At 51.7% G+C, this 14,241-nt stretch carries 13 protein-coding genes; 12 read left to right on the top strand and 1 reads right to left on the bottom strand.

Translation table 11 applies throughout. The features are described from left to right. From MKY96_RS00255 to ppc, 5 genes are all read left to right on the top strand, one after another. Entirely contained in the window at window positions 1–198 is a 198-nt protein-coding gene (locus MKY96_RS00255; RefSeq protein ID WP_076081810.1) for a hypothetical protein, read from the top strand. Continuing rightward, on the top strand, window positions 185–577 hold the full coding sequence (locus MKY96_RS00260; RefSeq protein ID WP_340937788.1) for a hypothetical protein: 393 nt from the start codon (window positions 185–187) through the stop codon (window positions 575–577). Before MKY96_RS00255 ends, MKY96_RS00260 begins: the two co-directional genes overlap by 14 nt. Then, a complete protein-coding gene (locus tag MKY96_RS00265; RefSeq protein WP_340937789.1) occupies window positions 549–1,259 on the top strand; it encodes a M15 family metallopeptidase in 711 nt (236 codons plus the stop codon). The genes MKY96_RS00260 and MKY96_RS00265 overlap by 29 nt, the downstream gene beginning before the upstream one ends. Then, on the top strand, window positions 1,259–1,537 hold the full coding sequence (locus tag MKY96_RS00270; RefSeq protein WP_340944405.1) for a holin: 279 nt from the start codon (window positions 1,259–1,261) through the stop codon (window positions 1,535–1,537). Before MKY96_RS00265 ends, MKY96_RS00270 begins: the two co-directional genes overlap by 1 nt. 299 nt (window positions 1,538–1,836) lie before the next feature. Next, window positions 1,837–4,629 carry a phosphoenolpyruvate carboxylase gene (ppc, locus tag MKY96_RS00275; RefSeq protein WP_340937791.1) on the top strand — a complete coding sequence of 931 codons (2,793 nt, stop codon included), beginning with the start codon at window positions 1,837–1,839 and terminating at the stop codon, window positions 4,627–4,629. A gap of 402 nt (window positions 4,630–5,031) precedes the next feature. On the opposite strand, the gene MKY96_RS00280 is transcribed toward ppc, so the two are convergent. Then, window positions 5,032–5,322 (bottom strand): hypothetical protein, encoded by a 291-nt coding sequence (locus MKY96_RS00280; RefSeq protein ID WP_340937792.1) that lies wholly within the window; start codon window positions 5,320–5,322, stop codon window positions 5,032–5,034. Window positions 5,323–5,934: 612 nt separating this feature from the next. Between MKY96_RS00280 and sigW the strand changes: the two genes are divergently transcribed. The 7 genes from sigW to MKY96_RS00315 all read left to right on the top strand — a co-directional run bounded on the left by sigW (window position 5,935) and on the right by MKY96_RS00315 (window position 14,217). Next, complete coding sequence (gene sigW, locus MKY96_RS00285; protein ID WP_036696241.1) at window positions 5,935–6,501, top strand: RNA polymerase sigma factor SigW; 567 nt, start codon at window positions 5,935–5,937, stop codon at window positions 6,499–6,501. Between the two features lie 99 nt (window positions 6,502–6,600). Continuing rightward, window positions 6,601–7,215, top strand: coding sequence for an anti-sigma factor family protein (locus MKY96_RS00290; RefSeq protein ID WP_036724508.1), 615 nt, complete (start codon window positions 6,601–6,603; stop codon window positions 7,213–7,215). 211 nt (window positions 7,216–7,426) lie between these two features. Further along, a complete protein-coding gene (gene cdaA / locus MKY96_RS00295) occupies window positions 7,427–8,260 on the top strand; it encodes a diadenylate cyclase CdaA (protein WP_076081805.1) in 834 nt (277 codons plus the stop codon). After that, window positions 8,253–9,710 carry a CdaR family protein gene (locus MKY96_RS00300; RefSeq protein ID WP_340937795.1) on the top strand — a complete coding sequence of 486 codons (1,458 nt, stop codon included), beginning with the start codon at window positions 8,253–8,255 and terminating at the stop codon, window positions 9,708–9,710. Before cdaA ends, MKY96_RS00300 begins: the two co-directional genes overlap by 8 nt. A gap of 112 nt (window positions 9,711–9,822) precedes the next feature. After that, window positions 9,823–11,163: a phosphoglucosamine mutase gene (gene glmM / locus MKY96_RS00305; protein ID WP_340937797.1), complete on the top strand. Its 1,341-nt coding sequence runs from the start codon at window positions 9,823–9,825 to the stop codon at window positions 11,161–11,163. Between the two features lie 658 nt (window positions 11,164–11,821). Then, on the top strand, window positions 11,822–13,654 hold the full coding sequence (gene glmS, locus MKY96_RS00310; RefSeq protein WP_340937799.1) for a glutamine--fructose-6-phosphate transaminase (isomerizing): 1,833 nt from the start codon (window positions 11,822–11,824) through the stop codon (window positions 13,652–13,654). Window positions 13,655–13,881: 227 nt separating this feature from the next. Then, entirely contained in the window at window positions 13,882–14,217 is a 336-nt protein-coding gene (locus MKY96_RS00315) for a helix-turn-helix domain-containing protein (RefSeq protein ID WP_340937801.1), read from the top strand. The last annotated feature ends 24 nt before the right edge of the window (window positions 14,218–14,241 follow it).

The raw sequence follows: 14,241 nt of genomic DNA on the forward strand, positions 1-14,241 counted from the left end.
GTGCTGAGTGCGTGGATCAAGCGTCTATCGCCCCTGCACCGGGACAGAGAGCGGCGGCTGGCGCTGGCAGGACATAAGGTGTCGCTCTCTATCCGCAGGTACAAGAATGTCTCTCAGGACATTCAGGATGAAATCAGGAACAACGGGTTTGCCCAGTTCCTAATCTATGATCGGGGGGCAGAAGATGAGCAGCATTGATATTGTGTTGTTACTGGCCTATTCTATATCTTTTATCTGTGCGCTGCTGCTGATGGCTGCGCTTTTTTTGTATTTCCGCCGGAGATTCCGGGTGCGCGTGGTCAGTCTGTTTATGCTGGCGGCGTTCTTTTTCCTCGGGGCATATACGGTAAAAATGGCGGTGGCCTTCTGGATCAGATTCAGCTCCGCTCCCGCCCCGGAAGCTATACGAAGCTCGCTGCAATCGGATGCCTGGGCTATTGCCCAGACGGGAACGACCCTAGGGCTAGTCATTCTAACCCTCTTGATGTACACCAGACGCCAGGATCTGTTCGTGGTCCTCTCTGAAATCAGGAAAGGGGAGGAATCGCATGCTGACGCTAACTCAACTCCTGAATAAATCTGCTGCCCGGTTAAAAGGACTTCATCCCGCCGTCCTTGCCGCAGCGACTGCACTGATTGAACGCAGTTATGCTGGCGGGGTTCCCATCCTGATCACGCAAGGCCTGCGGACGATTGCCGAACAGGATGCGCTCTATGCCCAGGGGCGAACCCGGCCGGGAGCAATCGTGACCAATGCGCGCGGTGGGTACAGTTATCACAATTATGGGCTGGCGGTGGATTTTGCGCTGCTGCTTCCGGATGGCTCCAGCGTCTCCTGGGATATGAGCAGGGACGGGAATCAGAATGGGGCCCGGGATTGGCTGGAGGTGGTGCAACACGCGAAGACCATCGGGTTCGAATGGGGCGGCGACTGGACTAGCTTCAAGGATTACCCGCATCTGCAGATGAGCTTCGGATTAAGTCTGGCGGATCTGCGAACCGGCCAAAAGCCTGCGGCTGCGGCCGTGGAGGCGGCGATAGAACGCATCAAGCCCAAGGAGGAGCAAGAGATGAAGACTCAGATGAAAGTTGCAGTACAGGTGAATGGCAGGAAGATTGCGGACGGGTGGCTGGAGAATGGGGTTACCTATGTTCCTGCACGTAAAATTGCGGAGGCACTGGGCGCTCAGATTGCCTACCATCCGGCTGCCAACACCGTTGAAATCACCACCATCCCGCAGAAAGGAGCAATCTCATGATGAACAGCGAACTGCTGGATAACGTATTGGCTTTTGCCTCCATCCTGGCCGTATTTATTCTTGCCTTGGTGCAGCTGATCAAAAATAATACCCATTTGCCGCGTAACAGCATCCCTTTTATCGGACTGGGCATCGGGCTGCTGGTTGGAGCGGCGGCGTATCCTTTTACAGAGCTGGAGTTGACCTTGCGTCTATGGGCAGGCGGATTGGCCGGGTTATCGGCTACCGGATTATTCGAATTGGCATTCAACAACCGCTCAGGGCACACGATGAAATAAAAGTTAACCTGTGATGAACGGCCGGCTCTGCGGAGCTGGCTGTTTTTGTCGTTATACGTCACATAACTTCACATGAACACTGCATACAGCACATATCAAAGAGAGAATATACCAGAAAGAAATACATAATTTTTTGGGACTGCATAAATGGCCGGTTTGGTGTATAATCGAAATCACTGCACTGCTTTACCGCGCAATAAAGTTGAAGATTTCCGGGCGTTTTTATTGTATGATATGAGGAAGCTTTTCAAATAGACAATGTTAAGAGCATTGATCCGGAAGAGGATGGGGGGAGCAGCATGACCGAACTTACGACTACCGTTAGCAAAAGCAACTCCAACAATCTGCTGCGGCGAGACGTACGGTTCCTGGGGAACATACTGGGCGAAGTCTTGGTACACCAAGGCGGTAACGAATTGCTGGATATTGTGGAGAAAATCCGGGAGACCAGCAAATCGCTGCGCTCATTGTTTTTGCCTGAACTGCACAACGAATTTAAAGAGCTGATTAGCTCACTGGACCCGGAGAATCGCCATCAGGTGATCCGTGCCTTCGCAATTTATTTCCAGCTGGTGAACATCGCCGAGCAGAACCACCGGATTCGGCGCAAACGCGACTATGAACGTTCTGCCGGGGAGACGGTACAGCCGGGGTCGATTGAGAGCGCGGTTCAGGAGCTTCGCGAACGGGATTTCTCCCACGAAGAGGTTCTTGAGATCATGAGCGGCATGTCACTCGAGCTGGTTATGACCGCTCACCCTACTGAAGCTATGCGCCGTGCGATTCTCGATATCCACAAACGGATCTCCGACGACGTCATGGGCTTGGATAATCCGACGTTAACCTTCCGCGAACGCGAACAGCTCCGGGAGAAGCTGCTGAATGAGGTTATTACCTTGTGGCAGACCGATGAACTGCGTGACCGCAAGCCTACGGTGCTGGATGAAGTGCGTAACGGGATGTATTACTTCCATGAGACGATTTTTGAAGTACTGCCGGATGTATACCAGGAGCTTGAGCGCTGTCTGAGCAAGTATTATCCGGGCCAGAACTGGCATGTGCCGACCTATCTGCGTTTCGGTTCATGGATCGGAGGAGACCGCGACGGCAACCCTTCCGTGAAGGCGAAGGTAACCTTGCAGACCCTACGTCTGCAGCGCAAGCTGGCTATTCGTGAATACCAGCGTATTATGCGCGAGCTGATGCAGTACCTGAGCTTTAGTACAAGCATTGTGAATGTGACGCCGGAGCTGCTGGAATCCATTGAGGCAGACCGGAATATTATCAATCTTAACCGGGTCGATGCCTGGCGTAATGATAACGAGCCTTACCGGATTAAACTTAGCTATATGATCTCCAAGACACAGAATGTGCTGGACGATGAGAAAAAAGGAACACCAGAGCGCTACTCATCCCCGGCGCAATTCATCGACGACCTGAACGTGATTGACCGCAGCCTGCGGCATCACTACGCCGATTATGTAGCAGATACCTACATTAAGAAGCTGATTCGTCAGGTGGAGCTGTTCGGCTTCCACACCTCTACGCTGGATGTCCGCCAGCACAGCCAGGAGCATGAGAATGCAATGACAGAGGTTCTGGCCAAGATGAATGTTACACCGGATTACTCCAAGCTGTCGGAGCAAGAGAAGATTGTGCTGCTGGAGAAGCTGCTGAATGATCCGCGTCCGCTGACTTCCCCTTACCAGTCTTATAGTGAAGGGACAGAGGAGTGCCTGGCGGTATACCGTGCGATCTATGAGGCGCAGGAGGAATACGGCAAGCAGTGTATTACAAGCTATCTGATCAGTATGGCAGAGGCGGCAAGCGATATTCTGGAGGTTATGGTCTTCTCCAAAGAAGTCGGCTTGTTCCGCAAAGACAACGACGGTACGGTAGTCTGTACTCTGCAGGCTGTGCCGCTGTTCGAGACGATTGACGACCTGCATGATGCGCCGCAGATTATGCGTACGCTGCTGAACATGCCGATCTACCGCGATGCGGTCCGTGCGATGAATGATCTGCAGGAGATCATGCTGGGATATTCCGACAGTAATAAAGACGGCGGCGTGGTTACAGCGAACTGGGAGCTGCGTGTGGCCCTGAAGCAGATCACAGCGACTGCCGATGAGTTCGGCATTAAGCTGAAATTCTTCCATGGACGGGGCGGTGCCCTCGGACGCGGCGGTATGCCGCTCAACCGGAGCATTCTGGCCCAGCCGGCTTCCACCATCGGCGGCGGAATTAAGATTACCGAGCAGGGCGAGGTTATCTCCTCCCGGTATTCGATGAAAGGCATTGCTTACCGCAGTCTGGAGCAGGCGACATCCGCTCTGATTACGGCCGCTATTCATGCCAGATCGCCGCAAGCGGATCTGTACGAAGCCAAGTGGGATGAGATTATTGCCCGTATCTCTGAAGTCTCGCTGAACAAATATCAGGATCTGATCTTCCGTGATCCGGATTTCCTGACGTACTTCAAAGAATCAACCCCGCTGCCTGAGGTAGGGGAGCTGAATATCGGCTCACGCCCTTCGAAGCGGAAGAATAGCGAGCGCTTCGAGGACCTGCGTGCGATTCCTTGGGTATTCGCTTGGACGCAGAGCCGTTATCTGCTTCCAGCATGGTATGCCGCCGGAACCGGTCTGCAGAGCTTCTATGAGGGCAAGGAAGAGAATATGAAGATCATGCAGCATATGTATGCGAACTTCTCATTCTTCACGACCCTGATCGATACGCTGCAGATGGCTATTGCGAAGGCGGATCTTGTCATCGCCAAGGAATACGCCGGGATGGGCAAGAACGAGGAAGCACGTGCGCGAATCTTCGGCCAGATCGAGGCTGAGTTCAAGCTGACCTCCGAGCTGATTCTCCAGATCACCGGCCAGCAGGACATTCTGGATAATGTTCCGGTCATTCAGGAATCCATCCGCCTGCGTAATCCGTACGTTGATCCGCTCAGCTACCTGCAGGTTCAGCTCCTCTCCGAGCTTCGCGCGTTGCGTGAGGCTGAGGGGGATGACGCTGAGCTGCTTCGTGAGGTACTGCTCACGATCAATGGTATTGCCGCTGGTCTTCGGAATACCGGCTGATGGTTTGCGTTGATCACCGTAGCTGCACTTTACTCTACCGATCTTGTTCTTCAAAGTCGGCGAAGCCGCTTTAGGGTTTTGGGTCTAAAAGTCGGCGAAGCCGCTTTAAGGTTTTGGGTCTAAAAGTCGGCGAAGCCGCTTTAAGGTTTTGGGTCTAAAAGTCGGCGAAGCCGCTTTAAGGTTTTGATTTTCCGGTCTCAGGTCTTGATCTCTCGGTCTTGAATCTTTGAAGCCGGCCCTAAGGCGCTTCAGAAGTTCCCGCCCACCTCCTAGCCGGAGGTGGGCTTTTTTTATAGGAAATTGGCGGTCACGAAGGCGCACGGGCCCATTGTATGCGGAAAACCGAACACAATGGGCGGTCACGATGGCATATGGGTCAATGTATGCGAAAAAACGAACACATTAAAAGGTCGTGAAGGCGCATGGGCCAAATACAGTGGGTCCGCATACCGCCACCTGGCGCAATGTAATCGGTTTTTCTACTACATTTGGACCGCACAGCACCATCCGGCGCAATGTAGTCGGTTTTTCGATTACATTGGGTCCGCACAGCACCATCCGGCGCAATGTAGTCGGTTTTTCGATTACATTGGGTCCGCACAGTACCGTCCGGCGCAATGTAGTCGGTTTTTCGATTACATTTGGACCGCACAGCACTCGTCCGGCGCAATGTATGCCAAAAACCGAATACATTGGGTGGTCATGAGGGTTATAGGCAATTGTATGCGGAAAACCGAATAGAAATAGAATGAGGATGAAACAGGTGGATGCAAACAAGTGAGGTGCCGCCCTAAGAGTGGCATACGGCACGGGCATGCTTCATCTGATAGGAGGTTTTGCCGTTCCAGGGAGGCCGGGGGCCAGGGACCCGGCCGAGCCCATGCCCCACCCCATTGTTGCCTGAGATATACTTTGGGCAACAAGAAAAGCGGTAGCAGTAGTAGGGGGGAACCAGGCTGATGGAGGGGGCGGAGCGGAAATTTGGAACTGTAGGAGCGATAGCGTTCGCCTTTATTGGCAGATTTCAACCGCGGCCTGCGGTTCTAATCAGGAAATCTGCCAATAACAGCGACCGGAAGTCCAAATGTTCTGCGCAGCCCCCGACTAATCAGCCGCCAGGGGGCGAGGGGGTTCCTTCAGCGATCAGCCGCCAGCGTCCCGCAGCAAGCTTTTCCAGCACATTATATAGAAGGTAACAATACAAACCTTGATTTTTGCAAGCACATGATTTACGATTTAAATGCTTGTACCGTGGTCTTCGAAGAGCTGAAAGTCCAAGGGCGGCAAGTCTGGGGGAGTTAACAGGTGGAGAATCTGGAAGGCAGACTGACAAAGCTCGCCCTGAAGGGTGACCAAAGGGCATTTGCCGAGCTTGTGGAACTATATAAAGACAAAATTTATCATTTGGCTTACCGTATGCTGAATAACCGCCATGAGGCGGAGGATGTTGTTCAGGAGACTTTTTTGCGCGTCTACAGAAATTTGGACAGGTATGATGATAAGCAGAAGTTCTCGACATGGATCTACCGGATTGGCACGAACCTCTGCATTGACCGGCTGCGCAAGCGTCGCCCGACCTATTCCCTGGATGCCGAGATGAACGACCAAGAGGGGATTGACGGGTATTCGATGATTCCGAGCGATAATGTGACCCCGGAGACGGAGCTGCTGCTCTCGGAGACACAGAGACTCATCTATGAAGCCATCGACAGCCTGCCCGTGAAGTACAGGTCGGTTATGATTCTGCGCTATCTGCAGGATTTGTCGCTTCAGGAGATCGGCGATGTGCTGGATATGCCTGTAACGACGATCAAGACCCGGGTGCATCGTGGCCGTGAGTTTTTACGTAAGAAGTTAGGACCCAAATTGTAAAAATAGATTATTTTTTATGAAACTCCTGCATTGCAGGGACGTATGTAAGTTAAGCAAGTCTTATGCACTAAATTAGCACGTATGAAAGGATTGGCTCCTATGGAATGCAAACTGGCCGTCTCTATGATGCACGACTACCTGGATGACGACTTGCCCGACCTGCAGCAGAGGGAATTGAAGGAGCATCTTTTATCCTGTACGGAGTGCCGTGCGAGGTTCAAAGAACTGGAACAGACCGATATGCTGATGTTTTCCCTGATGCACCAGACACCTGTGGCCTCGGAGGATTTGGTTGGCCGGATCATGGATTCATTACCGAAACCCAAGAAGGAAAGAGCCTTCATCACCTGGATCAAGCGACATCCGGCCCTGACGGCGGCGTCGATGTTCATTCTTGTGATGCTGATGAGCTCCGTAACCTTTTGGAATCAGGATCGGCAGCTTGTGGTTAGAGGGGCAGACCTCGACCAGGTTGTGATCAAGGGGAATACGGTGATTGTACCCTCCGGCAAAATTATCTCCGGCGATCTGACGGTGGAGAACGGTAAGACTCAAGTCTACGGGGAAGTCAACGGGAACGTAACGGTAATCGACGGCTCGCTGTATCAGGCTTCAACCGCCCATATCTCCGGGCAAGTCAAAAGTATAGACCAAGCCGTAAGCTGGATCTGGTATAAAGTGACGAACATGTTCTCTGAAGTTGCCTACCGATAGCTAAATGTTGGTCGCTTGTAGCAGATAACTCATTTGCGCCTCTTTTTCCGGAAAGATGGCGCTTTTTTGTTGCCTGAAATGACAGGTTCATCAATTTACCAGCCGCCAAACTTGCAACCGGAGGCGTAACGTTATAACCTAGAATAAGATTCAAGCTTAACAGACAATTTACATAAACCCAGTTAATTTGAAATCACGGGGGTTTTCGGCCATGAGCTACTTTACCGACCTTACATGGAAAGAATCCATTAAAGATATAATTGATATTCTAATTGTCAGCTACATTATCTATAAAGTGCTCAACATGGTGCGCGGGACGCGGGCGGTTCAGCTGCTGAAGGGGATTATGGTCCTGGTCGTCATCTGGGGCGGCAGTACTCTACTGGATCTGTATACCCTGAGGTGGCTGATGAACCAGGTGTTTACTTTTGGGATACTCGCGATTTTTATTATTTTTCAGCCGGAGCTGCGGCGGGGGCTGGAACAGCTCGGCCGGGGCAAGTTCTTCGGGCGGAATGCGGAGAATGATGAGGAGATCAGTAAATTAATCGGTGAAGTGATTAAAGCCGTGAATTATCTGGCTGTCCGCAAAATCGGGGCATTGATCGTATTCGAACGGGCCACTGGGCTTAATGAATATACGGAATCCGGGATCGCCATGCGCTCTGAGGTCAGCTCCGAGCTGCTGATTAATATCTTCATCCCCAATACGCCGCTGCATGACGGAGCGCTGATTATGCAGGGAGGCCAGATCGCTGCGGCAGCCTGTTACCTGCCGCTCTCGGAGAATCCGTTCATCAGCAAGGAGCTGGGAACCCGGCACCGGGCCGCAATCGGTATCAGTGAGGTGGCAGACTCAGTGTCTGTGGTCGTCTCTGAGGAGACCGGCCTGATCTCGCTGGCCATCAATGGACAAATTGTCCGGGATATCAAGGAAGAGTCCCTGATCTCGAAGCTGCACCAAGAGCTGAGCGCAAGCAGCTCGCCCCTGATGGAGAAGAGCTCCGCTTTCTGGAAACGGAGGGGGAATAAAGACAATGGATAAATGGATGAAGAACAACAACTTCAACAAGATCCTTGCCCTGGCTCTGGGGATTATTCTGTGGACTATTGTGCATGTGGATACAGCGCCAACGTACCAGACTACGGTTAATAACGAATCGAAGACGATTGAGAATGTCAAAGTGGAGATTGAAGGCTTTGACAGTGAGAATTATGTACTGACCAAGGATGTGGACAGCGTCAGGATGGAGGTAATGGGCAAAAAGTCCGATCTGACCTATAAATTCTCCGATGCTTATCGGGTATGGCTGGATCTGAAGGATGTGAAGCCCGGTGATAACACGCTTCCGCTGATGTATTCGACTCCGAGTGGTGTAACCCTGGAAGCTATGGTCCCGAATCAGGTGAATGTGCATATCGAGGCGCGGACGACGAAGTCTTTTCCCGTCTCGCTGAATATTACGGGAGAGCCGGCAGCAGGCTATGAAGTAGGCAGCCCTGTGATTGACCCTGTATCCGTAGAGGTTACCCTTCCGGCAAGTGATCTTGGACGGGTAGCGAAGGTGCAGGGGAAGGTGGAGCTGGAGGGGCAGAATGAGACTTTTAGCGAGAAGCGGCTGAAGCTCTTCGCTCTGGACAGTAAGGGGAACGAGCTGGAGGATGCGGTCATTGAACCCTCTACAGTAGCGGTAGAAGTGCCTGTTACCCTCCCGTCCAAAACCTTGCCGCTGGACATCAGCTTCACCGGCAGTCTGCCCGGTTCACTGGTGCTGTCCAGGGTAACGCCGGAACAGGATATGGTAACGGTATATGGCAGTGCAGAGACCCTTAAGACCTTATCCTCGTATGAGGCTGTCCTGGATTTGAGCGCTATCAAGAATGCGGGCACAGAGCAGATGAAGCTGGAGCTTAAGCCGCCGGAGGGCACCGGCAAGATTGAGCCTGCCGCCATGACCGTAGCGGTCTCTGCGGCGGAGATTACCCAGCGGACCCTCTCTGCTATCCCCATTAAGCTGGAGGGCGTCAGCAGCGGGCTGACAGCCCGTATCCTAGACCCTGGAAGCGCCACTATGGATCTGACCTTATCAGGTGCGCCAACACTGCTGGACCAGCTCGACCAGGATAGCATCAGTGTGGTTGCAGATGCCGGGGGGCTTACGGCCGGTGTTTATGATGTTACGCTGCAGGTGTCGCTCCCCCGGTTCATTACCCTGCAGAATACCGCCTCGCAGCTTGTTGCGAAGGTGGAGCTGGTAGCGCCTGCTGCTCCGGCCGCGACTGCCGCGCCGGACAGTAGCCCTGTCCCGACGACGCCTACGCCGGAGCCCAGTGCTGAGCCTGCATCCGGGAACGAGACGCTCGTAGAGCCAACCCCGGAGCATACCGGTGAGATTATAGAGGAGACCCCGACGCCGACACATGTTCCGCCGGAGACTGCTGAACCAACGCCGCCCGCAAGCGGCAATAATGCCGAGAGTACGGGCGGAACATAACTTTCCGGTCACGAAAGAGTCTATTTGTATGTACCTGACATACACGAATTATCGAATCATTCATACTATAATTTATTAAGCTGAAGCAGCGTATTCAAAAGGAGAAAAAAAGATGGGTAAGTATTTCGGAACAGATGGCGTACGCGGGGTGGCTAACCGTGAATTAACAGCAGAAATGGCCTACAGTATTGGACGCTGCGGGGGATATGTGCTGGCAGGAAATGTGGAAAAGCCTAAAGTGGTCATCGGGATGGATACGCGGATCTCGGGTCCGATGCTGGAATCGTCACTCATAGCGGGTTTGTTGTCCATTGGGGCAGATGTGATCCGTCTGGGTGTAGTTTCTACACCTGCTGTAGCTTATATCACCAGATTGCTGAAGGCGGATGCGGGAGTGATGATCTCTGCTTCGCATAATCCGGTGGAGGATAACGGAATTAAGTTCTTCGGCGGAGACGGCTTCAAGCTGACAGACGAAACGGAGCTGCGCATCGAGGAGCTGATGGATGCCGAGCACGATGAGCTGCCGCGTCCGGTAGGATCGGGTCTGGGCACGCTGCGGGTCGATGATCAAGCGAAATACCTTTACCTGGAGTATCTGAAGACTACCATCGACCAGAGCTTCAAGGGCACGAAGGTGGTGCTCGACTGTGCACACGGCTCAGCTTATGAGCTGGCACCACGATTGTTCAAGGAACTGGGCGCGGAAGTGATTGCCATTGGGGCAGAGCCGGACGGGCTTAATATCAATGACGGCTTCGGCTCCACACACCCGGAGACTCTGCGTGCAGAGGTGCTGCGCCATGGTGCGGATCTGGGACTTGCTTTTGACGGGGATGCGGACCGCCTGATCGCTATCGATGAGAACGGCGACGAGGTGGACGGCGACTTCATTCTCTGTATTTGCGGGGATGCGATGAACCGTGCAGGGAAGCTGAAGGATGGCACCATTGTATCTACAGTAATGAGCAACATCGGTTTCTACAAGGCAACGGAGAAGCTGTCGCTGAATACGGCAAAGACTGCGGTCGGTGACCGTTATGTGATGGAAGAGATGCGCCGCGGCGGCTATAATCTGGGCGGGGAACAATCCGGCCATGTGATTTTCCTGGACTATAATACTACAGGTGACGGCATTCTGACTGCGATTCAACTGGTGAATACCATGAAGTCTTCCGGCAAAAAACTAAGCACACTGAAGTCCATGATGACTAAGTATCCGCAGGTGCTGGTCAATGTGCGTGTTCAGGACAAAACCAATTATCCGAACAATCCGGCCATTGAGGCCGCGATCATAGAAGTGGAAAGCAAGCTGGGCGACAACGGGCGTGTCCTGGTGCGTCCTTCGGGAACCGAGCCGCTGATCCGTGTAATGGCCGAAGGGCCGGATAAGGCGGAGCTGGATCTTTTTGTAGGGCAGATTGTTGAAGTGGTTCAGCGCGAGCTGGTGTAATCACTCACTGAAGTAGCAGGAACGGGTAGCCGGTGGATGGATCAATCCGATTCGTTCACCGGCTGAATGATTAATGGGGTCATGGCTGTTTGGAAAAAGTGTGAAATGGATGAAAAAGGTTTTCTTCGCCACATCGTTGCAAAAACGGGTTGAGGTGCATATAATAGACTAAGTGTCATTCCAGAAGGAAAGCGGGGATCGTAAGGTTATTGCAACACAAGCGCCAGAGCTTGATCTTGCGCGGGAGAGAAGGGAGGACCGGTGGCTGTGTAAGCAGTGCAGGACGGTCTGAACGGATCACGGCAGATGTAAGCTGACGAGGTGGAGGTGTTCGAAATGTTCGGCGGGGACCTCCCGGTGATGCACCAGAGCCGTAAATGGAAGCGGAAAATGCGAGGGCGACCTTGCACACAACGCTTTTGTGGGTGCTAACTTAAAGATGTACAAATCATGGGTATGCGCATTTGCAGGAACGCAGACGGTTCTGCCACGGCAGAGGAGAAGACTGTGCATAATCGTGACTAACGATGTAATTGACAGGTTATCATGTTGGGTGTAATGGACAACATCATATTTGCTTTTCTTCAAAACATGCCGCACGGCACGTTTCTTTCCTCATGCGCGCCTAATTACGATAAATTGGACGGAGGAAAATATAATGTGTGGTATTGTGGGATATATTGGTAGTCAGAATTCGCAGGGAATCTTGGTAGAGGGTCTGAAGAAGCTGGAATATCGCGGGTACGATTCCGCAGGGATTGCGGTATTCACGAAGGATGGTCTGCAGGTTGTAAAAGCACAGGGACGTATGGCGAACCTGGAATCCCGTCTGGATGCGACTCCACTGACAGGAAGTGCCGGCATCGGCCACACCCGCTGGGCAACACACGGCAAGCCGTCCGATGAGAACTCTCATCCTCACACGGACAACAGTCACAAATTCTCGGTAGTACACAACGGGATTGTCGAGAATTACCTGGATCTCAAGGAAGAGCTGATTGCCGGAGGATGCCACTTCACCTCGGAGACAGATACAGAAGTCATCTCCCACCTGATTGCCCGTGAATACAAGGGAGATATCGTTAAGGCTGTACAACAGGCGATCTCTTACATGCGCGGAGCTTTCGCACTGGGGGTTCTGACTGAATATGAACCGGATAAATTGGTAGCAGTACGTCAAGCAAGCCCGCTAATTATTGGTCTGGGTGATGGCGAGAACTTTATCGGGTCCGATATTCCTGCACTGCTGGAATACACCCGCAACGTATATATTCTGAACGACGGCGAAATGGCTGTATTGACACGGGATGCTGTCGAACTGATGACGATTGAAGGCAACTTTATTTCTCGGGAAATGATTACTGTCGATTGGGATGCCGTTACCGCAGAAAAGGGCGGTTATGAGCACTTCATGCTTAAAGAAATCCATGAGCAGCCTAAGGCTTACCGTGATACGATGCGCGGCCGCATGAACGCTGAAGGCAACAAGGTTATTCTGCCTGAGCTTAACCTGACAGAAGAACAAATCAAGAACATCCGCAATATCCAAGTGGTAGCTTGCGGTACTGCATATAATGCCGGTCTGGTTGGACGTAACCTGATTGAGTCCTTGGTACGTATTCCTGTAGAGAACGATATCGCTTCTGAATACCGTTACCGTTCGCCAATCGTAACTCCGGAGACACTGGTGATCGTAGTGAGCCAATCGGGTGAAACTGCAGATACACTGGCTGCTCTTCGTGAAGGTCAAGCGAACGGAGCTCATGTGCTGGCAATCACTAACGTAGTAGGCAGCTCTATTGCCCGGGAAGCCGACAGTGTATTGGTTACGCTGGCTGGCCCAGAGATCGCTGTAGCCTCGACCAAAGCTTATACTTCCCAACTGATTGCATTCACTTTGCTGGGTCTGTATCTGGCTGAAGTTCGCGGCACACAGACTGAGGCTGAGGTTACCAAGATTCTGGCCGCTATGCAGTCTCTGCCGGAGCAAGTAGAAGTCATTCTGGGTCAAAAAGACGCGATCAAAGCCTACGCTGAGCAGATCGCTGAGCACAAGCACCTGTTCTTCATCGGCCGCGGCGTAGATTACGCTGTAGCTCAGGAAGGTTCGTTGAAGCTCAAAGAAATCTCCTACATTCACTCTGAAGCCTATGCTGCGGGTGAACTGAAGCATGGTACTCTGGCATTGATCGAAGAAGGCGTTCCTGTCATTGCTCTGGCGACTCAGGAATCCGTGCTGGAGAAGACCGTCAGCAACATCAAAGAAGTGAAGGCCCGTGGCGCCCATGTCATGGCCATCACCCACGAAGAGCACAAACAAGACCTGCTCCGCTCCGTTGACCAGGTCTTCGTGATCCCGCAGACCCTGCCGCTGCTAACCGCTGCACTGTCTGTAGTTACGCTGCAGTTGCTGGCGTACTATGCATCTCTGGCTCTGGGTCATGATGTTGATAAGCCAAGAAATCTTGCGAAAAGTGTTACTGTGGAGTAGGGTTAGGGGAATTGGATACATTTTTGTCCAATGAAATAAAAGTCGTGAACCAGTAATAAATGTCGTGAACCAATGTCAAAAGTCGTGAACCAATATCAAAAGTCGTGAACCACTATATAAATGTTAGTACACCTAGAGAGCAGTCTGAAAGAAATTTTTCAGGCTGCTCTCTTTTTATAAGAGGAATTTTATTTTTTCATGAACTATAAACAATGGCGGTGAGAATGATGAATGATATTGGATATAGAATTAAATGCATCCGAAAAGAAATGAAGTTAAACCAATCGCAATTTGCGAAAAGCATTGGGATATCTCAAGGAAATCTGAGTGAAATCGAAATGGGGAATAGCAATCCTTCAGCTGAAACACTAATAGCTATTAGGCTCAATTATATTGTTAATCTAAATTGGTTGTTAACTGGTTTGGAGATAGAAAATGGAGTTATATACGAAGATCAGGATGAGAAAAAATTGGTGAATATTTATAGGGAACTCAATGACCACGATAGGAATGAAATTATTGGAATATTAGAACTGAAGAAAAAATTAAGAATGAATTCTTGATAAACATGCTTATTAGACACTAGA

This window comes from Paenibacillus sp. FSL R7-0302 (assembly GCF_038006885.1).
GTDB lineage: Bacteria > Bacillota > Bacilli > Paenibacillales > Paenibacillaceae > Paenibacillus_AQ.